We start from the raw sequence: 22,846 nt of genomic DNA on the forward strand, positions 1-22,846 counted from the left end.
CTAATCTACAATTTTATTTTAATTGGTATTTCCCTAAATTTGGTAAGATTCTGTTAATTAAAGTTCTAATTTGTTAAAATAGATGAAAGATCTGAAGTATCTGGCAGCGTTTTCAATTCCATTAATGGCCATTATTGGGCTTATATTTAAAGGCGTTTGGGTGTGGGCAACCCCAATATTTGCATTCGTCTGTATACCAATTTTGGAATTGGTTTTTCCGATTGACAATAAAAACCTAGAGCCCAATGAAGTTGATACTAAATTAAAAAAAACCATTTTTGATTGGTTGCTTTATTTTAACCTTCCTGTTGTATATAGCATTTTGATATATGGTCTGCTGTTGGTTTCGACATCATCTCTTGAAACATATGAGCTTATTGGCTTGATCGTCTCTGTTGGTATAGTATTGGGTGTAAACGGCATAAATGTTGGGCACGAATTAGGACATAGACAAACCACAAACGAAAGGTTCATTGGTAAAGCTTTGCTCCTGCCGTCTTTTTATATGCATTTTTACATAGAACACAATTACGGTCATCATCTGCATGCCGCAACACCAGAAGACCCAGCGACAGCGAGGTTCAATCAGTCTATTTATTCTTTTTGGTTTACATCAACCGTTAGACAATATTTCAGTGCGTGGAAAATTCAAATCAAACTGCTAAAAAACAACAGTCTTTCATTTATTTCTTTGAAAAACGATATGCTCTGGTTTACAATTTTGCAGCTAGCTTATTTATTGGCTGTATTTTCATTATTTAGCATTAAAACGTTTGTTTTTGCCGTTGCCACAGGGGTTGTGGGCTTTATACTTCTTGAAACTGTAAACTACATTGAACATTATGGGTTGTTACGTCAGCAAACCAAATCCGGGCGCTATGAGCGTGTTAAGGAAGTACACTCATGGAATTCTAATCACGTTGTAGGTAGAATTGTGCTATATGAATTAACAAGACACAGCGATCATCACTATAAGTCCTCAAAAAAATATCAGGTTTTAGATTGCCATGAAGAAAGTCCCCAGATGCCTTTTGGTTATCCAACGTCAATGGTCTTGGCAATGTTGCCTCCACTTTGGTTTAAAATTATGAACAAGCGCATACCAAAAGAAATGATCGTTTCTTAGATTGTTAATCGCTTTGTTGTCACGTCTTATCAAACTATCTTTGCGGTATAATTTACAATTATGTCTAAAAACGTTCGTGTGCGCTTTGCGCCAAGCCCAACAGGCCCATTGCATATAGGCGGTGTAAGAACTGCTCTTTTCAATTATTTATTTGCCAAAAAACACGGTGGTGCATTTGTTCTTCGGATTGAAGATACTGACCAAAACAGATATGTCGAAGGTGCGGAACAATATATTGTTGACGCATTAAATTGGTGTGGCATTCCCTTTGATGAAGGTCCTGGTAAAAACGAAAAATTTGGTCCATATAGACAAAGTGAGCGCAAACACCTTTATAAACGATATGCCGATAAATTAATTGAGGATGGAAAGGCTTACTATGCGTTTGACACTTCAGAAGAATTAGATAAACACAGAAAAGATCACGAGGCAAAAGGCAAAACATTTATTTATAATTGGCACAACAGGGAAAAGGGTCGACTAGTTAACTCTTTGGTTCTCTCAGAAGAAGAGACTAAAGCAAAACTTGGTGCCGGCGAAGACTATGTGGTGAGGTTTAAATCCCCACAGAATAAAATTTTGAATCTAAAAGACATTATTCGTGGCGAAATAACTATTGACACCAATGTCTTAGACGATAAAATACTGTTTAAAAGCGACGGTATGCCAACCTATCATTTAGCTAACATTGTAGACGACCATTTAATGGAAATATCCCATGTGATAAGGGGTGAGGAATGGCTTCCGTCATTGGCATTGCACCAGCTACTTTATGATGCATTTGGCTGGAAGGCGCCACAATTTGCTCACCTTCCTTTAATTCTAAAACCAACCGGAAAGGGAAAATTAAGTAAGCGTGATGGTGATAAAATGGGTTTCCCTGTATTTCCTCTAGAATATGTCGCGCCTGACGGATCGGTATCAAGAGGATATAGGGAAGATGGGTATTTTTCGGAAGCTGTAATAAATTTCCTTGCTTTTTTAGGTTGGAACCCAGGTACTGAACAAGAAATTTTCAACCTTGACCAGCTTGTAAGTGAATTTGATTTAAAGCGAGTTAACAAAGCCGGTGCGCGTTTTGATCCGGATAAGACCAAGTGGTTTAATCACCACTATATGCAAGAGCAATTAGATCTTGAGTTGGCCAAAGAATTTAAGGCTTCTCGCGACACTCTTGAGCAAATTGACATAAACTATATAGCGCTTGTTGTTGGTTTAATTAAAGAGCGGGCAACTTTTGTTGACGATTTCTGGGACTTGAGCCACTTCTTTTTTGAAGCACCAGAAGGGTATAACGAAAAAGCGGCAAAAAAAGCCTGGAAGGAAGACACGGACGAACTAATGCGCGAATTGGTTTCTGTAATAGAAGGAACCGAAGCATTTTCGGCAGAATCACTTAGTGTTGCAATTAAAGACTGGATCACTTCTAAAGAAATTGGCTTTGGCAAAGTGATGATGCCCCTGCGCTTAGCATTGGTTGGAGCCTTAAAGGGCCCTGATGTGTTTGACATAATGTTTATGATAGGCAGAGACGAAACCATTAAAAGGATTGAAATTGCTATTGAATCCTTCTAGAGGTCTAAAAAGTAATTAAGGCCATAAAGTTAATCATAGCCTGATTTCCTTTAAAGTCTGTATTGCCAGTATGAGGTCCAAACTCAGCTTCGTTCCCGTTAAGTTTATTCAAAATATTGGTAAAACCATAGACATATTGAATCCTAAACTTAAATGCACCCAAACCTAATGTTGCGCCGATTGCTCCATTAACGTTTATCTCCGAAATTTCCTCTAATTCTTTCGCTAAAATGCTATTTCCGTTATTTAAATAAACGTAAAGGTTTTCTTCGTTGTCAGATTGTAATTCTAATTTACCGTTATATTGAAGCATTGGGCCCGCATCTATTGTGAGGAGATTGGGTACTATTTTAGCGTGAAATAAAAAAGCAAGTTGAACTGCAAACAAATTATATTCAATCTCTTTATCTCCAGCCAAATCAATTACCGTTTCATAACCTGAAATTTCTAGGTTGTTTTCAGAAATTTGTAAACCATAGCTCACATTATACCATTTGTTCGGAAGGTCGCCAGTCGCTGAGGCACCAATAAGCCATCCGTTTCCTTTTTTGGTGTTAAAATTGTCTGTTGATATGTCAAATTGGGTTAGCCCACCCCCTATTGCTATTCCATTTTTGATAACATAACGTCTATGCTGCGCGTTAACAAGTGTAACAAATGATAGGCAAATTACTACTAATAGGATGTGTTGGGGTTTGTTCATGGAGATTATAGCTAATTAAACAAACCTAACTAAAATAATTTAATATTACTTACTTTTAATAATTCATATTCGCTAACCTAAAACAATAATGCTATGGGCCAATTTATTCTAGTTCCGATTATCTTTTTCGGACTTGTTATTTTAATTTCTTCATTTTTCATTGTTAAACAACAAACAGCAGCTATAATAGAGCGCTTTGGAAAGTACCAAAGCATAAGACAGTCGGGGTTACAAATGAAAATTCCTTTAGTTGATAGAATTGCTGGGCGCCTAAGCCTAAAGATTCAACAACTAGATGTTCTAATTGAGACAAAAACACTTGACGATGTTTTTGTAAAAATTAAGGTGTCGGTTCAATTTATGGTAGTAAAAAATGATGTCTATGATGCTTTTTATAAACTAGAATATCCTCATGATCAAATTACTTCATTTGTTTTTGACGTGGTCCGCGCAGAAGTTCCAAAAATGAAATTAGATGATGTATTTGTAAAAAAAGATGACATAGCAATTGCGGTTAAACGAGATTTACAACAATATATGGCTGAATATGGCTACGACATCATAAAAACATTAGTTACCGATATAGATCCAGACGCCCAGGTTAAGGCCGCAATGAATCGTATCAATGCATCAGAACGCGAAAAAATTGCCGCCCAGTTTGAGGGTGATGCAGCACGTATACTTATAGTTGAAAAAGCTAAAGCAGAGGCTGAAAGCAAGCGTTTACAAGGTCAAGGTATTGCAGATCAAAGACGCGAAATTGCGCGTGGACTAGAAGAGTCCGTGGAAGTCTTAAATAAAGTTGGGATTAACTCTCAAGAAGCCTCGGCATTAATTGTGGTTACACAACATTATGACACTTTACAGGCAATCGGTGGTGAAACAAATAGTAATTTAATTCTATTGCCAAATTCACCTCAGGCAGGCAGTAACATGCTTAACGACATGGTTGCAAGTTTTACTGCCAGTAACCAGATTGGTGAGGCAATGAAAAATGCTCAATCTAAAAAACCAAAATAGAAATAAAACCCCAAAGTTAAGCTTCGGGGTTTTAATTTTAGTGCCAAGCACAAAGAATACCGCCCATAACAGCTAGAGTGACTATCCAATAGCCCGCATTAATAAATATGTATTTGGCACTTTTTCGTTCAAATAAAGCAATAGTGCCAATTATAGGCAATGCTCCAAAAACACCAAATATTCCACCGTGTAGTGCGCCGTGTCCAAAAGATCTATGCGCATGTCCGTAATCAGCCATAAAAGCTTCAAACGAGGCTTTTGCATTTTCTGGATCGCCTCCAATCATGCCTAAAGCACCCCATTGATGGTTTGTGAATTGCATTAATAAAAAGTTTAGCATAACAGCAAAAACCAGAGCTAAGCCGAAAATAATTCCCATATTTCCGCCTTTCATTTTTTCTTCGGTCATTCCAGATTCTCTCATCCAAGCATTTCCGAAGCCCATTTTTGGATTGTACCAAACAGAGCCAATAAGCAATGCGGCAACAGCCGCGACACCTATCGCAATTGGATTAATAGGTAGTTCCATAATTTAAATTGATTTATAGTTAGTGTCTCTAAGTTACAAAAAAACCCTTAAGGGGAAATCTTAAGGGTTTTCAATCAGTTGTAACTTGACTTATATTTCACTTGCCTCAGAAACCAGTAATTGGTTCTTGTCTTCACGCGCTTTGGCAATAAACTCATCGATGCTGTCGTTTCTTGATAAGCCCTTTTTTAGTAATTCCTTTAAAACAATCATTGTTGCGATTCGGGTACCAGACTTTTTAACAGCCGTACCGAAAAGCGGTTCTAATTCTTCATATGAGATTTCTTTTGCTAAATTGAGAATCTGTGCTTTTGCTTTAAGTTGTTTTTCCTCAGGAAGGTTTGTATACTTTTTACCCAATTGTTGAAGAACACTTATCGCAGAACGTTTCTGTGGTGGCTGATTTGGTTTATTTTGATTATTGTTTTGAGGTTTTGGCTTTTGTTTTGCCCAGCTGTCTCTTAGCCCAACGGTTTTGTTAAAAACCAATCCGTTTTCTTTTGAATCTTGATCTACCACAAAATACCCTAATCTTTGAAACTGGAACCTGTCTCCTATATTAGCGCTAGAAAGGCTTGGCTCCAAATAGCCAGTTTTAATCTTTAAAGATTCTGGGTTTAAAAACTCCATAAAATCTTTTTCCTTATCTCCATCTGGAGATTCATGCATAAATAACCTATCGTATTCTCTTATTTCTGCTGTAATTGCATGTTTTATGGATACCCAATGTAGTGTTCCCTTAACTCTTTTTGAGGTATCAGTATCGTAAGTACAATGCACTTCAGTTATTTCACCATTATCATCCTTAACAACACTATTGGCTCTTATTATATAGGCATTCTTGAGCCTTACCTCTCCGCCTAATTTTAATCTAAAAAATTTCTTGTTGGCTTCTTCTTTAAAATCTTCTTTTTCAATATAAATTTCTCTTGAAAAAGGAACTTTTCTAAACCCTGCAGATTCATCCTCCTGATTATTTTCTGCTTCTAGCAACTCCTCTTTATTTTCGGGATAGTTTGTTATAACAACTTTTAATGGGTTTAAAACCGCCATAACCCTGTTTGCGGTCTTGTTTAGATCCTCTCGTATGCAGAACTCCAACAAGGACACATCTATAATGTTTTCTCGTTTTGCCACACCAACTTTTTCAATAAAGTTCTTTATTGAATTTGGCGTATAGCCACGGCGTCTTAAGCCAGAAATTGTCGGCATTCGAGGATCGTCCCAGCCCGACACTAGTCCTTCGTTAACCAAACGCAAGAGCTTGCGTTTGCTCATAATGGTGTAACTAAGGTTTAAACGTGCAAATTCTCTCTGTTTTGGCGGCAGAGGTAATGAATCGCTCGAATATTCATAAACATTATCCCTAAACCAGTTATAAAGCTTTCTGTGCGGTTTAAATTCAAGAGAACAGAGTGAATGAGATATTTGTTCAATATAGTCACTTTCGCCATGCGTCCAATCATACATTGGGTAAATGCACCATTTATCTCCCGTCCTGTGGTGGTGTGCATACAAAATGCGATACATAATAGGGTCTCGCATCAACATATTAGGATCTTCCATGTTTATTTTGGCTCTTAAAACATGGGTGCCCTCCGGAAATTCTCCCGCTTTCATTCTATTGAATAAATCCAGGTTTTCTTCAATACTTCTATTTCGATATGGACTATTAGTTCCGGGTTGGGTTGGCGTTCCTTTTTGTTCTGCCATAGCCTCTGACGTTTGGCTGTCTACATATGCCTTCCCGTCTTTAATCATTTTTACAGCCCAATCATAAAGCTTGTCAAAGTAATCAGATGAATAAAGTTCGTTTTCCCATTTATAGCCAAGCCAAGCAATATCCCTTTTAATTGCATCAACATATTCTTGTTCTTCCTTGGTTGGGTTAGTGTCATCAAACCTCAAGTTTACAGGTGCACCATACTTCTCACCCAGGCCAAAACTAATTCCAATAGCCTTGGTGTGGCCAATGTGTAAATAACCGTTTGGTTCAGGCGGAAAACGAAATCTTAATTTGTCTTTTGGTAAACCATTAGCCAAATCTTCTTCTATGATATGCTCAATAAAGTTAAGTGATTTTATATCTTCTGACATCTCAAAATTTTAAAGCGTAAAATTAAACAAATTGTAACATTAAAGCACTATTGCCTACCTATAGAATAGATAAAACCAATACCAAAAAATTATGAGTTATAAATGCCCAAAGTGTGACAACACAACCTATGATGTGGGAGAAATGAGAGCGACAGGAGGAACGCTATCAAAAATCTTTGATGTGCAAAACCAGAAATTCACATCTGTAACATGTAAAAAGTGCACGTATACAGAGTTTTTTAAAACAAAAACCAGTGCTATTAGTAACATCTTTGATTTCTTCACAAACTAATCATTTGAGAAAAAGGATATTTAATAGTATCATAGTATTTTTGCTTCATGGGAACTATTAAAGTTGAAAATATTCGGGTTTTTACCAACCATGGTTGTTTAAAAGAAGAAACCGCAATTGGTAGTGACTACAGAGTGGATTTAGAGGTAAGTGCAGACCTCTCAGAATCGGCAAAATCAGACAAACTCAGCGACACGGTTGATTATGTTTTTTTAAATAAAATTGTGAGAGAAGAAATGTCTATTCCGTCTAAATTACTGGAAACTGTTGCTAAAAGAATACTCGATAGAATATTTAATGAAGATCAACTAGTAAAAAAAGCTACTGTGAGTGTTAGTAAAATTAATCCTCCTATAGGCGGAGATGTTGAGATGGTAACTATAAAAATGTCACAGAAACGCAAAAAATAACTTATAATTTTTATATTTGCTCACCTTATAAAAGGCGTCTTGGCCGAGTGGCTAGGCAAAGGTCTGCAAAACCTTGTACAGCGGTTCGAATCCGCTAGACGCCTCAAAAAACCTCTTTAATAAAGGGGTTTTTTTTATTATAAAGAGTTTAGATATGAAACCAATTCGGCAACGCTCTTAGGGTTCTTATAATCCACCTTATTTGATTTCTTGAAAGAATTGTATTCTTTTTTACGGTTTGCATAAAACTTCTTTATATCTCTTATTGTTTCAAAACCCGATTCCCTACCATCTTTGATAAAGTGGTAGCGCAACTTTAATTCTGCAACATATAGTTCAGGTAATTCAAGATTATACAACACACCTTGGTTTCTAACTTGTGAGGCCACAACAGTTGTGCTGGTTTGACTTGAGCTTCCATAGGCATTTCTATCTTCTGTGTTTGACTTTAAAACACAATAATATTCAACAAACAAAGTGCCGTTAGAGTTTAATAAAAGCTCCATAAACTTGCCGTGCCTATTCACAAACTTACGGTTGCTTACATAAAGTGTGTCCGTATTTCTAGCGAGATTATTATTTAATGGCATTAATTTACCTTCTTTCTGTATGATAATATTGTCTGTTAGGGCATTGTAGTTTAAAATACCTTTGCTCCTTTCGCCATTTTTTAAAAGTACAATGCCTTCTGTAAATTCTGGCAACACATAATGTTCTGTTCTACTTTGTGAGAATCCACTAAAAACAAAAAGGGTAAATAAGATTATTAATAAACTCTTTTTCATAATATTTAATTTATGTTGAGATCTTTAGGTTTAACCCTTTCTATCTGCTCTTTACTTTTCTCATAAAGCTCAGGGAATAGGCCCTGACTCAATAACAAAACTCCAAAACCTAGAATTACCAAGGCAACTATTTTTTTGGTCTTGAATACACGTCTCGGTGTTAACTTGTTTTTAAGTCTTTTAGCTAATGCAATCTTTACTAAATCTGTTAAAAAATAAGTAATCAACATGGTAGAAATAAAAATAATTACGCCATTCTCAGAAGTTGTTAATGAAGTACCAACAACTATAAATCCTAACCACCCTAAAAGCACTCCAATATTTATAAAATTCAATAAGAATCCCTTTATAAAAAGTCTACCATAGTCCTTTTTGGGTAATTCAATCCTGCCATATTCTTTAACTATAGAACGAAAGGATCTTGAGGTTTTAATAAAAGATATGATGCCGTAAACGACCAATAACACTCCTCCAAAAATGAGAAAATTGGGATCGTCTTTTATTTTATCTACCAGTTTATTAGTACTAAAAAAGGCTAAGGCAATAAAAACAACATCTGCGAAAATTACGCCTAGATCAAAAATAACAGCACTTTTAAATCCTTTGGTTGCTCCAGTTTCTAATAATACAAAGAAAACTGGGCCAATCGTAAAGGCCAGTATTATACCAAAAGGAATTGCTGTTAATATATCATCGATCATGTAAACATTGCCGTTTAAACAAAAGTAATAAATCTTATAGGATTACATGCGTTTAATACGACCGCCAAATACACGGCTTTTATCAACTTTTTTAGGGTTTCCGTAAATAAAAACATCTCCACCTGCTCTTATTCTAACATCAACAAATTCTGTAGCATTTATGTAAGCTTCACCTGCGACATTTACACTTACATCCGTTTTTTCTGTTACAAATTCCTCACCATTTAAAATACCTCCTGTATAAATAGATACATCTTGATTTTTAGATTGACCAGTAACATTAATTATTCCACCTGTTACTGCCCTAACTGTTGCAAAACTCGTTTTTAATTCTGCTGTAATTTCGGCACCCTCCTGAGTTCTTAATTCAATCTCAAATTGTTCTATAGTGTCCTTAACAACGACTTTGGCTCCTTCATTAGCATCAATCTCGTCAACTGAGGTGTAATGAAGATTTACAACAGTATCATTGCCATCATAAATTTCCTCAATATTCATTCTTATTTTAAGTTTTCCGTTTTTGTTTACTACTTCTACATCTTTTCTGTTTTTACCAGAAATAACAACTTTGTTTTCTTTTGATTGAATCATATTTAAGTTTATTAAATCATAAACTTTTACGGTCTTGAATTCTCCAATTGTTTTCTCAACAGTATCTTGAGCAAATAGTGTAATACTAAAAACAAGGGATAGGATTAATGCGAATTTTTTCATAATAGCTATATTTTATTCTGTGGCTTTTACAGCGGTTCCGGTTACTGAGACCATTGCATAATTACTTGTTGTTAATTCTATTTCAACTTTTATGCCAACGACAGCATTAGCGTTTAATTTTCTGGCATTTTCCGTGAGTGTTTGAAACGCATTTTCTTTAACTTCATCAATACTAGATTGAATTGCCTGATAATACTTAGAAATACTGAAACCCATGGCTAATTTTTTTTCATTTATTGCTACGCCAGTGACAATACCAAGGTAATCAGCTATTTTATAGCCTTCAATAGAATTTGTTGTTGTTAAAATCATAATAATGGATTGTTACACAAAATTAATCTTCATTAACTGCTTTTCCAACTAGATAAAAATCTAAATGCTTTTTTACTAAATCCGTATTTTTAACTTTAACAATAACTTCTTCTCCAAGTTGATACATTTTATGGTTATGACGACCAATCATAGCGTAATGGTCCTGATCAAAATCATATGTATCATCTTTCATATCTCTAACGCTCACCATACCTTCGCATTTATTTGATATAATTTCTACATAAATTCCCCAATCGGTAACACCGGAAATTACACCTAAAAATTCTTCATCTTGGTGGTCCTGCATAAATCTAATCTGCATGTATTTGATAGAATCTCTTTCAGCCTTAGTTGCTAAATATTCCATATTACTACTGTGCTTACATTTCTCTTCATAGATATCTTCATTTGCTGACTTACCACCATCGAGATAGTGTTGTAATAATCTATGTGCCATAACATCTGGATAACGCCTTATCGGTGATGTAAAATGACTGTAATACTGAAACGCAAGACCATAATGGCCAATATTTTGTGTCGTGTATTCTGCCTTAGACATAGTCCTTATAGCTAAAGTATCCACAAGGTTTTGTTCTTTTTTACCAACTACATCTGTTAATAGTTTATTTAAGGAAGAGGCAACACTTTTTCCGTCCTTAAAATTTAACTTATGTCCAAAACGACCAACAACAGTTTGTAATTGAGCAAGTTTAGAATCATCTGGTTCATCATGTACGCGATAAACAAATGTCTTTTTAGGATTCTGCTTACCAATAAACTCAGCTACTTGTTTATTTGCCAATAACATAAACTCTTCTATAAGTTTATTCGCATCTTTACTAGTCTTAAAGAATACACCTACTGGATTTGCTTCCTCGTCTAGATTAAATTTAACTTCAACCTTATCAAATGAAATTGCACCAGTACGCATTCTTTTTGTACGCATTTTCTTAGCCAATTCATCTAATTTTAAAATAGCATCTGTGATTGACTGATCAGTGTTATAGGTTTCACCAGTTAAAGAAACTTCTTGAGGTATAACACTGCTTTTTGTTTCAATTATCGCCTGTGCTTCTTCGTATGCAAATCTAGCATCAGAATAAGTTACGGTTCTACCAAACCATTGATCCTTAATTTCGCAATTATCATTCATTTTAAACACTGTAGAAAAAGTATATTTTTCTTCACGTGGTCGCAAGGAACATGCACCATTAGATAAAATCTCTGGTAGCATAGGTACTACTCTATCTACAAGGTATATTGATGTGGCTCTTTCATAAGCTTCGTCATCTAAAACCGTATCTGGTTTAACGTAATGTGATACATCTGCAATATGAATCCCTATTTCATAAAGTCCGTTTTCTAAAACCTTAAATGAAAGTGCATCGTCAAAATCTTTTGCATCTTTTGGGTCTATCGTAAAGGTTAAATCTTTACGCATATCTCTACGTTTTGCAATTTCTTCTTCAGTAATAGAAGTGTCTAATTTATTAACATAGGCTTCAACTTCTAGAGGGAATTGGTGTGGTAATCCATACTCAGCTAAAATAGAATGTATTTCAGTACTGTGCTCTCCTGGTTTACCTAATACTTCAGTTACTTTACCATAAGGAGAACTTGCATTTTCTGGCCAGTCAGTAAGTTTTACTAAAACTTTATCTCCATCCTCAGCCTTCTTGATTTTATTTATAGGTACAAAAATATCTGTATACATTTTTGGACTATCAGCTACTACAAATGCAAACTTTTTACTATTCTGAATTTGGATAGTACCTACATAATCTGATTTTGTTCGCTTGATAATATTGGTGATCTCACCTTCTTGTTTACCTCGATGTTTTCTTCGGTAAGCATAAAACTCAACTTCATCACCATCTAAGGCCTTATTAATATTATTAGAAGCAACAAAAACGTCATTTTCAAAGTCATTACTGATTATATAACCATTTCCTTTAGCAGATAAATCTAATATTCCAGTGTGATACTCAGTATTGACAATAGCTTTAAATTTTCCTCTATCTACTTCTTCTATCTCACCTTTTACCTTTAATTGGGCTAGTTTTTTGATAATTTGGTTTCGACTACTCGCGTCATTTACACCGAGTTTTGAAGCTATTTGTTTATAATTAAAAGTCTTATTTCTTTCTTTTTTTAAAATACTTAGAATCGTATTTGTAAGGTTGGAAATCTTATTGTTTCTAGATCTCCTTTTTTTCTTTCTTGTCATTTAAATTTATAATCATATTCATTTCCTAAAAGTGTTAGGAATTCTTCATTTTAAACTTAATATAGGTGGAAGTGAAGATATTAAGTTCTTTACAAAGCTACATTAATAATATTAGATAGTATTTAGTAAATTTTAAAAACTTAAAATCACTTATCCACAATTATATATACTATTATCATTTTTCTTTTAAAATTTTAAAAAATAAATAATGGTTATTATAGTCTGTTAATAGTGCGTATAAGTTTTATAAATTTTCTTTTGAAAGAATTTAGTTTACACTTTATTAGTCTGTAATTAACACATTAATTATAATTAACTAATTGATTAATAGGTTATTTTCATTTATTGTAAACATCTGTTGATAATAGATGTTAATAGTTTTTATTGATAATATTTCTCAAAGTTTTTGTTCATTTCCTCTATTTGATTTATTGATAACTTCATTTAAAATAATAGCTAACTTATTTGGTTATTAATATTCAGTTTTTGTTTGAAAAAATTATTAGATATTCCTAATTAATATTTTAAATAGTTGTAAACAGTTATTAACATGTAATGATATATTCTATTAACCAGTTTTAAAAAATTGTAAATTTGTGCTTTATAATTAATAGCAAAAAAAATGACTATTTCAATTGGTAACGACCATGCAGGACCAGAGTATAAATCTGCAATTATAGAGCACCTTAAAACTAAGGGATATACTATCAAAAATTATGGTACAGATACAACTGATAGTGCAGATTATCCAGATTTTGTTCATCCTGTTGCAAGTGATGTCAATAACGGAAGGGTGGATCTAGGGATTTTAATTTGTGGTACAGCTAACGGTGTTGGTATGACAGCCAATAAATATCAAAACGTTAGAGCTGGTGTATGTTGGAATAGTGAAATCACCGAATTAGCTAGACAGCATAATAATGCTAATATAATTTGCATACCAGCAAGGTTTACTTCTATACCACAGGCTATTAAAATGGTAGATGTATTTTTAGAAACAGAATTTGAAGGAGGTCGTCATAAAAGACGTATAGATAAAATCCCATTATCATGTTAGATGGGTCATTCTCACTCTCATAACCATTCCCACCACCACGATCTAAACAGTCGAAATTTATTAATTTCTATATTTCTAAATATTGCTATTACTGTAGCTCAAGTAATTGGTGGAATAGTTTCTGGTAGTTTAGCTTTATTAAGTGATGCGCTTCATAATTTTAGTGATGTTATATCCTTAATTATTAGTTGGATAGCTAATAAATTAGTCAAGAAAAAAGCTTCATTAAAACGTACTTTCGGCTATAAACGAGCTGAAATTTTAGCTGCTTTTATTAATGCTGCGACATTAATAGTTGTGGCGGTTTTATTAATTATTGAGGCAATTGAACGTTTTAGAAACCCTCAAGAAATAGAATCTAATCTTGTTATATGGTTATCTATTATTGCTATTTTAGGTAATGGATTTAGTGTTTTATTACTTAAAAAGAATGCAGATGACAATATGAATCTCAAGAGTGCTTACCTTCATTTATTAACAGATATGTTGGCAAGTGTTGCAGTTCTTATTGGTGGATTATTGATGAAATATTATGAAATCTGGTGGATAGATAGTGTGTTAACATTAGCAATAGCAGTTTACCTGGTTGTAATGGGTTGGGATTTATTAAAAAATTCGTTTAAAGTACTAATGTTATTTACACCAGATTCAACTTCGGTAAAATCTATAGTAGAGGATATTCAAACTATTGATGCTGTAAAAAATGTACATCATGTACATATATGGCAATTAAATGAGGAAGAAATTCATCTCGAAGCTCATATTGATTTTAAAGAGGATATTACATTATCACAATTTGATGTTATTTTAAATTCTATTGAAGAATTAATTTACCACAAGTATGATATTAACCATATTAATATTCAACCAGAATATGGCAAATGCGATGCTAAGGATGTTATTGTTCAAGATTAAATTATGCTCAAAACTTTAGTTAAGACATTTCAGGAATTAACAACACAAGAGCTGTACGATTTACTTCAACTACGTAGTGAAGTATTTGTTGTAGAGCAAGACTGTGTTTATCAAGATGTTGATGGCAAAGACCAGAAAGCACTCCATGTTTTAGGTTATATAGAGAATAAGTTAGTTGCTTATACAAGGATATTTAAACCAGGTGATTATTTTGAAGAAGCAGGTATTGGCAGGGTAGTGGTTAAGGAAACACAACGACATCATAAGTACGGTAATGATATTATGGAAGTTTCAATACAAGCTGTTTCACAAAAGTATAATGTCTCAGAAATTAGAATTTCTGCACAGACCTATTTAAAAAGTTTCTATAATAATTTAGGATTTTTAGAAGTAGGAGAGGAGTACCTTGAAGATGGTATACCGCATATTAATATGCTAAAAACTAATTAGCAGTTTTATCTATTTGTGTTACTTGTATTTCTACACGTCTATCATATGCTGGTTCTCCACCTAGTGGATATTTTCGTTTTAAACCCACATAACGCATTCTAGATCTACTTACTCCTTTTTTGGCAAGAAAATCATAGACTGTTTTAGCTCTTGCGACCGATAAATTTCGCTTTTTAGTTTTTCTGTCTATAGCATCACGAGTTCCATAAGTACAACACACATGGCCCTCTACGGTGAAATATATATCTTTCCGTTCTACAAGTACATCAGCGATTCTATCCAAACGGATTTTAGACTCTTTTGTTAAATAACTGTAACCTGTTTTAAATAAGATATTTTCCAAAAGGATTTTATCACCTTCTTTTAAATCACCCTTTAGTTTTTCTTCAGTTGTTTTCTTGACTGGTTTAGAAACAATTTGTCTTGGAGGATCATATGGCTGCGCAATAATTTCTACTTTACGGTTTAGTCCGCGTATTTTACTTAAATTTTCCTCGTGAACTATGTTTACTAATATTTCGCCCTTACCATCAACATTTGTAATTTTTGACTCATCAAATTCATTGTTAGAGAATATTTCTTTTATAGCGTCTGCACGTTGCTGAGAAAGAACAAGATTATAAGAATCACTGCCTCTATCGTCACAAAATCCGTAGATCGATACCTTTTCAATATCTAGATTTTCAATATTAGACAAGAACAATAGCAATCTACTGTGTTCTGTTTCAGGTACCTCATATTTATCCGTTTCAAAGTATACCTGATGCTTCAACTCTTTTTGCGAAAAAGAGAGCTGGAAACAAAGGCACATTAAAACGAGCACATATTTCATTTCGTTTGATTTTGTTTAATATTTAGAAATTCTATAATGTTAAATATAAATAATTTTAACTTTTATCTCAAAATACTGGCGTATTGCGTAGGATTATTGAGAATACTTAATGCTTTTTTTATCTCAGGATTATTAGCCTTGTAGTATGTATATAATCCTTCACTGTAGAAATATCGCTTAATAATTTCGTCTGTTAAAAGCGATTTTAATTGTGTTTTATTTGCATCAATGGCGTTTGACTTATAAGCTTGGATAGCAGCGGAGATATTGTGAAACTCGGAATCAACAATGCCATCTAATTCTTCCCCTTCAGCCACAATCATAGCTTTATTAAAAGCTTTTTCTGTCTCGGTTTCAAAATCAAACCCTGAACTTTTTAGATAGTTTTTGAATTTATTAAATTCAGTTTCGGGAAACTTATAGGTGTTTAGGTCATTTAATGTATTGTTATAATAATAATCCGTAGCAAAATTAAAAATCAAGTTTTCACTTAATATTGCTTTTGTTATTGGTGTCTGTTTAGCAAATTCAACTTCAATATCTGGTTCAATACCACCACCATCAAAGACTTCTCTCCCATTACGTGTTTTAAAGGTATTGTAGTTTTCCTTTTTCACCCTTGTAGCGTTACCGCTTTCATCTCTATTCCAATAATCAAGAGCTTGTATGCAACGGCCAGAAGGTGTGTAATATCTAGAAATGGTTATTTTCATTTGTGTTCCATAGGTAAGTGCCTTTGGTCTTTGAACTAATCCCTTTCCAAAACTTCTGGTACCAACTACAACTGCGCGATCAACATCTTGCAGTGCGCCAGACACAATTTCACTTGCGGAAGCACTACTACCGTCAATTAACACAACTAATGGAATTTCTGTATCAACAGCATCTCGTCTGGTATAATAGGTTTTGTTATACTTTTTCACCTTAGATTTAGTTGTTACCACTAATTGGTTTTTTGGTACAAATATGTTTGTGACATTAACCGCCTCGTTTAAAAGCCCTCCCGGATTTCCTCGTAAATCTAAAATTAACTGTGAAGCACCTTGATTTTTTAGAGCTCTTAATGCACTTATGGTTTCAGAAGATGCTTTATCATTAAACTTACGCAACACGATGTAACCTGTTTTTTCATCTACCATAGAGTAGTGTGGCACCGCTTTAATTTCTAGTGATTCACGTATAATTTTTACAGCATTGGTTTGTCCTTGGCGCTTATAGGTTATCATCACCTCAGTACCAGCAGCACCCTGTAACAAATTAGCTGCATCATCCTTAAAATCAGAAACTATAACATTATCTACTTTAATAATTTCATCACCAGCTTTGAGACCGGATTTATCAGCTGCATAGCCTTTATAAGGTTCTACAATTACTAGTTTATCTTTAAGTGTTAAAACCTTTGCGCCTATTCCGGTATAGTCTCCAGCATTATTTATTCTAGAAGCTTCAACGTCTTGTTCATTGTAGAATTGTGTATAGGGATCTAAATCATCTAACATGCTTTTTATTGCCGTATCCATAAGATCACCGGGATTGGTGTCATCAACATAGTTCATGTTAAGTTCCTTAAAAAGAGTAGTAAAAATCTCAATTTGTTTAGCAATTTCGAAGAAGTCATTCTTAAATGCTGTGGTGCTCACAAACAAAACCAATGCTAAGCCTGGTATTATTAATCTTTTATGTAGAATTTTTTTCATTGGTTTGAGGTTTTATCAAGAAATTTCTGAAACAACATTTTCATAGTACTATTAATATCTGCAAAATTTGTTCCATCCTTACTAAGGTACAAAATCATAAACGCATAAGATGTTGAACTATTGTTAAAGAATTTTAGCTTGTTAAGCCTGTAGGCCTCTCTTAAAAGTCTTTTAATTCTATTTCTAGAAACTGCTGTTTTGTGGTGTTTTTTACTTACAGAAACCCCTGTTTTAAGGATGCTATTATCGTTGAATTCGGTTTCTAAATATACCAAGCGCAAAGGATAAACCGTAATCGACCTTCCTTCATTAAAGAGGCGCTCTATGGTTTTTTTACTTTTCAGCTTGTCTTTTTTACCGTATTTTAAGGACATTACAAGGAATTATTGGTCGTAAAAATAGAATTGTAATTTGTTTTATCAAATAAGTCTGTAGGACAGCCATGATAAAAATCATGTTTTAAGCCTTTTAATTAGAGTAACTTACATAGGTTAATCAATAGCTCGCCTTAAAAATGGGACATTTAAACGTCAAACAACTTAAAAGCCCTAAAGATAAAGCATTATATATTCACCATTTAGTAAAAGATCTAGAAGCTTTAGATATTATGCTAAATAAAGGATTGATTGAAGAAGAGCCCATTAGAATTGGTGCAGAACAAGAATTCTGTGTTGTATCTGAACGTTATTTTCCAAAGAACAATAATATTGAAATTTTAGAGGCTATAAATGACGATCATTTCACTACAGAAATAGGAAAATACAATCTAGAGATTAATTCAGACCCCTTAAAACTTGAGGGCGACTGTTTTTCTAAGCTTCAAAAACAGTTTGAAGATTTACTACAAAAAGCTAACAAAGAGGCCAAAAAGAAAAGTTCAAAAATAATTTTAACAGGCGTTTTACCAACCTTAAGACTTAAGCATATTAGCGAAGATTGCATGACCGATATGCCTAGATACCATATTCTTAATGAAGCGCTTAAGGATTCTAGGAGAGAGCATTTTAATATCCACATAAAAGGTGTTGACGAACTAAATCTTATTCACGACAATGTAATGTTAGAGGCTTGCAATACAAGCTTTCAAACTCACTTACAGATAAATCCAAATGAATTTGTAGACAAGTACAATTGGGCGCAAGCAATTGCTGGACCTGTTTTGGCTAGTTGTGCAAATTCACCTTTATTATTTGGAAGGGAGTTGTGGGCTGAGACCAGAATAGCCTTGTTTACGCAAAGTATTGATACCAGAGCGAATTCTCTTATACACAACGAAAAAGAATCAAGAGTGAGCTTTGGTGCAGATTGGGAACGGGGAAGTGTTACCGACATTTTTAGAGACCATATTTCAAGATTTAGAAGCCTATTAACATCGAACGAACATGATAATAGCTTAGACATTCTAGTTAAAGGCAAAATCCCAAAACTAAAAGCGTTACAACTTCATAATGGCACTGTTTATAAATGGAACAGAGTATGTTATGGTGTAGGTGGCGGGAAACCACATTTAAGAATAGAATGTAGATATATTCCATCAGGGCCTACCCTTACAGATGAAGTAGCTAATATGGTATTTTGGGTAGGGCTGATGCAGGGTCAGCCAGAAAGTTATAAGAACATTCACGATAAGATGGATTTCAAGGATATTAAGAACAATTTCTTTAAAGCCGCTAGAAACGGAATGGAAACGCAGTTTAAGTGGAATAATAATTTAATATCCGCTAAAGATTTAATTCTTGAGGAACTATTGCCCATTTCTAGAGAGGGCTTAAACCAAATGAAGATTGACAAAAATGATATTGATAAATACCTCTTAATTATTAAAAGACGCGCTGAATCTAATAATGGCGCAGAATGGATTGTGAATAATTACAGGTCGCTACAAAAAACAAAAACAAATTTTGAAGCGCTACAAAATATTACTGCATTTATGCATAAACATCAATTAGACGGTAGTACTGTTGATACGTGGAAGGTTTTTAATCCTGACGACAACCTAAAAATTGATATAAGCAGAATCGTAAAGCACAATATGAATTCTAAGATGTTGCTTGTAGATGTTAACGATAGTTTAGAGTTGGTTAGCAACATAATGCGATGGAAAAAAATTCATCACCTACCTGTGATAAACAAAAAGAAAGAATTAGCCGGTTTATTATCTTGGACAGATTTAATTAAATTAGGCAATAAAGATTTACATTTGCGAGTCAAAGATGTAATGACCAAAAACCTTATCACTATTACACAAGAGGCCCGTTTAGAGGACGCAAAGAATTTAATGAAAGTACACGATATTAACTGTCTGCCTGTTGTTAGAAATAAAGAGCTATTGGGCATACTTACTTCTAGTGATTTTTAAAATGCAGACAACAATTAAGTCCCATAAAGAAAAGCAAGCTACACCAAAAAGGGTTTTTCATCATTTAAAAGGAAAATACCCAGGAGGAACAACGGTATTTTTTGGAGGAATTCACGGAAATGAATACGCTGGTGTAGATGCCTTAAACAAAGTTTTAAACAAGGTTGATACCCAAGAATTGCATGGAGAAATATATGCCATTTATGGAAATATAAAAGCGCTGAAAAAGAACAAGCGGTTTTTAAAATTTGATTTAAATCGAATTTGGACGACAGACAAATTGAGTGCTCTTGAATCGAAAACAGATTATGAGGTTGAAGAAATGGAGCAGATAGAATTATTTAAAATTCTTAAACAAATTTTCGAAACTACTTCGGCTCCAAAGTATTTTATAGACTTGCATACCACCTCAAGCAAAAGCCTACCGTTTATAACCATAAATGACGCTATGATAAACAGGAAGTTTTCACAGTGTTTTCCTGTTCCCATTGTACTTGGTATTGAAGAATATCTAGAAGGGCCACTTTTAAGTTACTTAAACAAATTGGGCTATGTTTCATTAGGTTTTGAAGGCGGACAGCACGTTGACCCTCAAGCAATAAAAAGTTGCGAGGCATTTATACATTTAACACTTAGACACACTGGGCATATTAGAAGTGATAAATTAGGCACTATTGACCAATTTGAGAAAATTTTAAAAGACGCGTCACACAACATATCGTCAATTTACGAGGTAATATATAAACACCACATACAACCTAAAGAGTTGTTTGTAATGGAGAAAGGATTTGAAAGTTTTCAAAATATTAAAAAGGGAACTTTTTTAGCCACATCCAACGGCGAAAAAATTTACTCTGAGTATAATGCTAAATTGTTTATGCCATTATATCAAAATTCCGGCAATGATGGATTCTTTATAATCAGACAAATACCAAGAATATTCTTAAAGCTTTCTGCGTTTATGAGACATATTAAAGCAGATAGTTTGTTAACTGCCCTACCCGGAATTACCTGGCACAATAAACAACAAGGCGCATTAAAAGCAAACCTCTCAGTTACTCGATTCATGGCCAAGTCAATATTCCATTTGTTTGGCTACAGAAACAAGCAAATTGATGAGACACATTCACTATTATACAACCGAGAACGTGTTTCCAAAAAAGAAATGTATAAAAACGAAAAGTGGTATTAAATAAAACCGCATTCAACCGAAATACGGTTTTATATTTTTAAGTATTACTTTTCTAAGCTGTACGTGTTGTTTTCTCTTTTTACGTCAGCCATAAATTCAGAGCTGTCAATTTCAACAACTTTTACATTTTTATTTGTTTTAAGCCTATAGGTTGGCATGGCCCAGGCCCAATCAGAAGCAATTGTAGCGTCAGTCGGTTTTTCACCCCTCATCATCTGAAGTGGTATATAAAACGCTTCTTGCGAACCATCATCATAGGTAACCGTTAAATCAATAGGCATAGGCATTAACCCAATACGCTCCAAAACGATTACATTACCGTAAACGGACTTTATACCATAATCAATTGTGTTTGTGGTCTGCCCAAAATCAATTAGATACCAATCAAGCTCTAAACCTGAAACACGCTCTGCTGTTCGCACAATATCCATAGGTTTGGGGTGTTTAAATGAAAAATCATTAAAATACTTTTTAATCGTTTTTTTAAGATTTTCTTCTCCAATCACATATCCAAGTTGAGACAAAAACACAGAGCCTTTACTATATGCTGCGGTTCCGTAAACCTGATTATAAGCATACCTGTCTGCATGAGTAGTCAAAGGCTGTTCGTAGCCTGAATTAGCTAAAGATATATATCGCCTATAAGAGTTTTTAAACGGATTTTCTCCAGTGTTGCCTTTTAATGAATTTGTGGCCAATGTTGAAATATAGCTTGTAAACCCTTCGTCCATCCACTCGTGCTTTGCTTCGTTACTGGCCAATAAAAATTGAAACCATGTGTGCGCCATTTCATGTGATGTAACACTAAGTAAACTGCCATAATTTCGTTCACCAGTTATTAAAGTACACATGGCGTATTCCATACCACCATCACCTCCCTGTATAACAGAATATTGATCGTAAGGATACTTGCCGACGTTTTCACTAAAGAACCCCATTAGCTTTGCAGTATCCGACTGAAGTTTCTTCCAGTTGTCCAGATACTTTTTATTCATTGTTTTTTTGTAGTAAAAATGAAGCGTTGGACCATTTGGCATTTCTAATGTATCGTGCTTAAAATCTGGATCTGCGGCCCAAGTAAAATCATGAACTCGAGGCGCTTTGAAATGATATTCTTTTTTATCGCCCTTACTTTTTGGCGCACCTTGTAAATAACCAGTTCCGCCAACAACGTAGTTGGCGTCAATTGCCAATTTTATATCAAAATCTCCCCAAACACCATGAAACTCTCTTGCTATATATGGGTCCGCATGCCAACCTTCATCATCATATTCAGCTATTTTTGGATACCATTGCGCCATAGAAAGGGCCACGCCTTCTTTGTTGTTTCTTCCAGAACGACGTATTTGAACAGGAACCTGAGCATTAAATTCCATATAGAACGTAACTTTTTCACCTGGTTGAATAGCCTGATTTAAATCTACCTCTAACACGGTACCCACAGTTTCAAATTGAACAGAATTTCCATTTTGCTGTAGTGAGTTTACCTTTATATATCCAATTTCATTAGGTTTTAGTTTACTGATTCTATCACCGATCTTAGCACTTGGGTCCGCAATAGTTCTGGAGCGCACGTCCATTTCACTTCCTGGTTGAAAGGCGTTAAAATATAAGTGATAGTAAACCCTGTTTAGTACATCTGGAGAATTATTAGTATATACTAGAGTTTGTTTACCCATATACTGATAAGAATTAACATCCATATCAATTTCCATAGAATAGTCTACGTGCTGTTGCCAATATCCTGGATTGGACGGTTGTATTTGGTCAACCCTATTTAAACTGGATACATCTGCGCCACAAACAAAAACTATTGTGGCGCAAAAAAGACTTACAAAAAATTTCTTCATGGT

General features: G+C 34.2%; 22 protein-coding genes and 1 tRNA gene. 11 read left to right on the forward strand and 12 right to left on the reverse strand.

Features of this window, described 5'->3' with window-relative positions; translation table 11 throughout:
* The first annotated feature begins 82 nt into the window (after window positions 1-82).
* Both LBV24_RS04160 and gltX read left to right on the forward strand, forming a co-directional pair.
* A complete protein-coding gene (locus tag LBV24_RS04160) occupies window positions 83-1,126 on the forward strand; it encodes an alkane 1-monooxygenase (RefSeq protein ID WP_224477335.1) in 1,044 nt (347 codons plus the stop codon).
* 60 nt (window positions 1,127-1,186) lie between these two features.
* The gene (gene gltX, locus LBV24_RS04165; RefSeq protein WP_224477336.1) at window positions 1,187-2,701 is read left to right on the forward strand and encodes a glutamate--tRNA ligase; all 1,515 of its coding nucleotides are present in this window, start codon (window positions 1,187-1,189) and stop codon (window positions 2,699-2,701) included.
* A gap of 4 nt (window positions 2,702-2,705) precedes the next feature.
* Here gltX and LBV24_RS04170 read toward each other — a convergent pair whose 3' ends face one another.
* The gene (locus LBV24_RS04170) at window positions 2,706-3,404 is read right to left on the reverse strand and encodes a hypothetical protein (protein WP_224477337.1); all 699 of its coding nucleotides are present in this window, start codon (window positions 3,402-3,404) and stop codon (window positions 2,706-2,708) included.
* A gap of 93 nt (window positions 3,405-3,497) precedes the next feature.
* Here LBV24_RS04170 and LBV24_RS04175 point away from each other — a divergent pair, with 93 nt between their 5' ends.
* Entirely contained in the window at window positions 3,498-4,424 is a 927-nt protein-coding gene (locus LBV24_RS04175; RefSeq protein WP_114301895.1) for an SPFH domain-containing protein, read from the forward strand.
* A gap of 37 nt (window positions 4,425-4,461) precedes the next feature.
* On the opposite strand, the gene LBV24_RS04180 is transcribed toward LBV24_RS04175, so the two are convergent.
* Both LBV24_RS04180 and LBV24_RS04185 read right to left on the reverse strand, forming a co-directional pair.
* Complete coding sequence (locus tag LBV24_RS04180) at window positions 4,462-4,953, reverse strand: DUF1761 domain-containing protein (protein ID WP_224477338.1); 492 nt, start codon at window positions 4,951-4,953, stop codon at window positions 4,462-4,464.
* 90 nt (window positions 4,954-5,043) lie between these two features.
* Window positions 5,044-7,050 carry a glutamine--tRNA ligase/YqeY domain fusion protein gene (locus LBV24_RS04185; protein WP_224477339.1) on the reverse strand — a complete coding sequence of 669 codons (2,007 nt, stop codon included), beginning with the start codon at window positions 7,048-7,050 and terminating at the stop codon, window positions 5,044-5,046.
* A 91-nt stretch (window positions 7,051-7,141) separates the two neighbouring features.
* On the opposite strand from LBV24_RS04185, the gene LBV24_RS04190 reads away from it, so the two are divergent.
* The 3 genes from LBV24_RS04190 to LBV24_RS04200 all read left to right on the forward strand — a co-directional run bounded on the left by LBV24_RS04190 (window position 7,142) and on the right by LBV24_RS04200 (window position 7,856).
* Window positions 7,142-7,342, forward strand: coding sequence for a zinc ribbon domain-containing protein (locus tag LBV24_RS04190; protein ID WP_224477340.1), 201 nt, complete (start codon window positions 7,142-7,144; stop codon window positions 7,340-7,342).
* A 47-nt stretch (window positions 7,343-7,389) separates the two neighbouring features.
* Complete coding sequence (folB, locus tag LBV24_RS04195) at window positions 7,390-7,752, forward strand: dihydroneopterin aldolase (RefSeq protein ID WP_224477341.1); 363 nt, start codon at window positions 7,390-7,392, stop codon at window positions 7,750-7,752.
* A gap of 33 nt (window positions 7,753-7,785) precedes the next feature.
* Window positions 7,786-7,856, forward strand: a tRNA-Cys gene (locus LBV24_RS04200).
* A 33-nt stretch (window positions 7,857-7,889) separates the two neighbouring features.
* Here the strand turns inward: LBV24_RS04200 and LBV24_RS04205 are convergent.
* The 5 genes from LBV24_RS04205 to rnr are packed head-to-tail and all read right to left on the reverse strand — an operon-like array spanning window position 7,890 to window position 12,491.
* Window positions 7,890-8,537: a hypothetical protein gene (locus LBV24_RS04205; protein ID WP_224477342.1), complete on the reverse strand. Its 648-nt coding sequence runs from the start codon at window positions 8,535-8,537 to the stop codon at window positions 7,890-7,892.
* Window positions 8,538-8,542: 5 nt separating this feature from the next.
* Window positions 8,543-9,238 (reverse strand): LysE family translocator, encoded by a 696-nt coding sequence (locus LBV24_RS04210; protein WP_224477343.1) that lies wholly within the window; start codon window positions 9,236-9,238, stop codon window positions 8,543-8,545.
* A 42-nt stretch (window positions 9,239-9,280) separates the two neighbouring features.
* A complete protein-coding gene (locus tag LBV24_RS04215) occupies window positions 9,281-9,952 on the reverse strand; it encodes a head GIN domain-containing protein (protein ID WP_224477344.1) in 672 nt (223 codons plus the stop codon).
* A gap of 12 nt (window positions 9,953-9,964) precedes the next feature.
* Window positions 9,965-10,264 (reverse strand): YbjQ family protein, encoded by a 300-nt coding sequence (locus LBV24_RS04220; protein WP_224477345.1) that lies wholly within the window; start codon window positions 10,262-10,264, stop codon window positions 9,965-9,967.
* Window positions 10,265-10,286: 22 nt separating this feature from the next.
* Window positions 10,287-12,491, reverse strand: a complete 2,205-nt coding sequence (rnr, locus tag LBV24_RS04225) for a ribonuclease R (RefSeq protein ID WP_224477346.1) — start codon at window positions 12,489-12,491, stop codon at window positions 10,287-10,289.
* A 622-nt stretch (window positions 12,492-13,113) separates the two neighbouring features.
* Here rnr and rpiB point away from each other — a divergent pair.
* The 3 genes from rpiB to LBV24_RS04240 are packed head-to-tail and all read left to right on the forward strand — an operon-like array spanning window position 13,114 to window position 14,913.
* Window positions 13,114-13,548, forward strand: a complete 435-nt coding sequence (rpiB, locus tag LBV24_RS04230; RefSeq protein ID WP_224477347.1) for a ribose 5-phosphate isomerase B — start codon at window positions 13,114-13,116, stop codon at window positions 13,546-13,548.
* On the forward strand, window positions 13,549-14,463 hold the full coding sequence (locus LBV24_RS04235) for a cation diffusion facilitator family transporter (protein WP_224477348.1): 915 nt from the start codon (window positions 13,549-13,551) through the stop codon (window positions 14,461-14,463). It begins immediately after the preceding gene.
* 3 nt (window positions 14,464-14,466) lie between these two features.
* Window positions 14,467-14,913, forward strand: a complete 447-nt coding sequence (locus LBV24_RS04240; protein WP_224477349.1) for a GNAT family N-acetyltransferase — start codon at window positions 14,467-14,469, stop codon at window positions 14,911-14,913.
* Here the strand turns inward: LBV24_RS04240 and LBV24_RS04245 are convergent.
* The 3 genes from LBV24_RS04245 to rnpA all read right to left on the reverse strand — a co-directional run bounded on the left by LBV24_RS04245 (window position 14,906) and on the right by rnpA (window position 17,816).
* The gene (locus LBV24_RS04245; protein ID WP_224477350.1) at window positions 14,906-15,745 is read right to left on the reverse strand and encodes an OmpA family protein; all 840 of its coding nucleotides are present in this window, start codon (window positions 15,743-15,745) and stop codon (window positions 14,906-14,908) included. The two genes, LBV24_RS04240 and LBV24_RS04245, sit on opposite strands and share 8 nt — an antisense overlap.
* Before the next feature lie 62 nt (window positions 15,746-15,807).
* The gene (locus LBV24_RS04250; RefSeq protein WP_224477351.1) at window positions 15,808-17,442 is read right to left on the reverse strand and encodes a S41 family peptidase; all 1,635 of its coding nucleotides are present in this window, start codon (window positions 17,440-17,442) and stop codon (window positions 15,808-15,810) included.
* Window positions 17,439-17,816, reverse strand: coding sequence for a ribonuclease P protein component (gene rnpA, locus LBV24_RS04255; RefSeq protein ID WP_224477352.1), 378 nt, complete (start codon window positions 17,814-17,816; stop codon window positions 17,439-17,441). The genes LBV24_RS04250 and rnpA overlap by 4 nt, the downstream gene beginning before the upstream one ends.
* Window positions 17,817-17,956: 140 nt before the next feature.
* Between rnpA and LBV24_RS04260 the strand changes: the two genes are divergently transcribed.
* Together LBV24_RS04260 and LBV24_RS04265 are read left to right on the forward strand one after the other, a co-directional pair.
* The gene (locus LBV24_RS04260) at window positions 17,957-19,801 is read left to right on the forward strand and encodes a CBS domain-containing protein (RefSeq protein WP_224477353.1); all 1,845 of its coding nucleotides are present in this window, start codon (window positions 17,957-17,959) and stop codon (window positions 19,799-19,801) included.
* A gap of 1 nt (window position 19,802) precedes the next feature.
* Window positions 19,803-20,993 (forward strand): succinylglutamate desuccinylase/aspartoacylase family protein, encoded by a 1,191-nt coding sequence (locus tag LBV24_RS04265; RefSeq protein ID WP_224477354.1) that lies wholly within the window; start codon window positions 19,803-19,805, stop codon window positions 20,991-20,993.
* Window positions 20,994-21,037: 44 nt separating this feature from the next.
* On the opposite strand, the gene LBV24_RS04270 is transcribed toward LBV24_RS04265, so the two are convergent.
* Window positions 21,038-22,843: a M1 family metallopeptidase gene (locus tag LBV24_RS04270; protein WP_224477355.1), complete on the reverse strand. Its 1,806-nt coding sequence runs from the start codon at window positions 22,841-22,843 to the stop codon at window positions 21,038-21,040.
* Between the last annotated feature and the right edge of the window lie 3 nt (window positions 22,844-22,846).

This window comes from Winogradskyella vincentii, from assembly GCF_020166345.1.
GTDB classification, from domain to species: Bacteria; Bacteroidota; Bacteroidia; order Flavobacteriales; family Flavobacteriaceae; genus Winogradskyella; species Winogradskyella vincentii.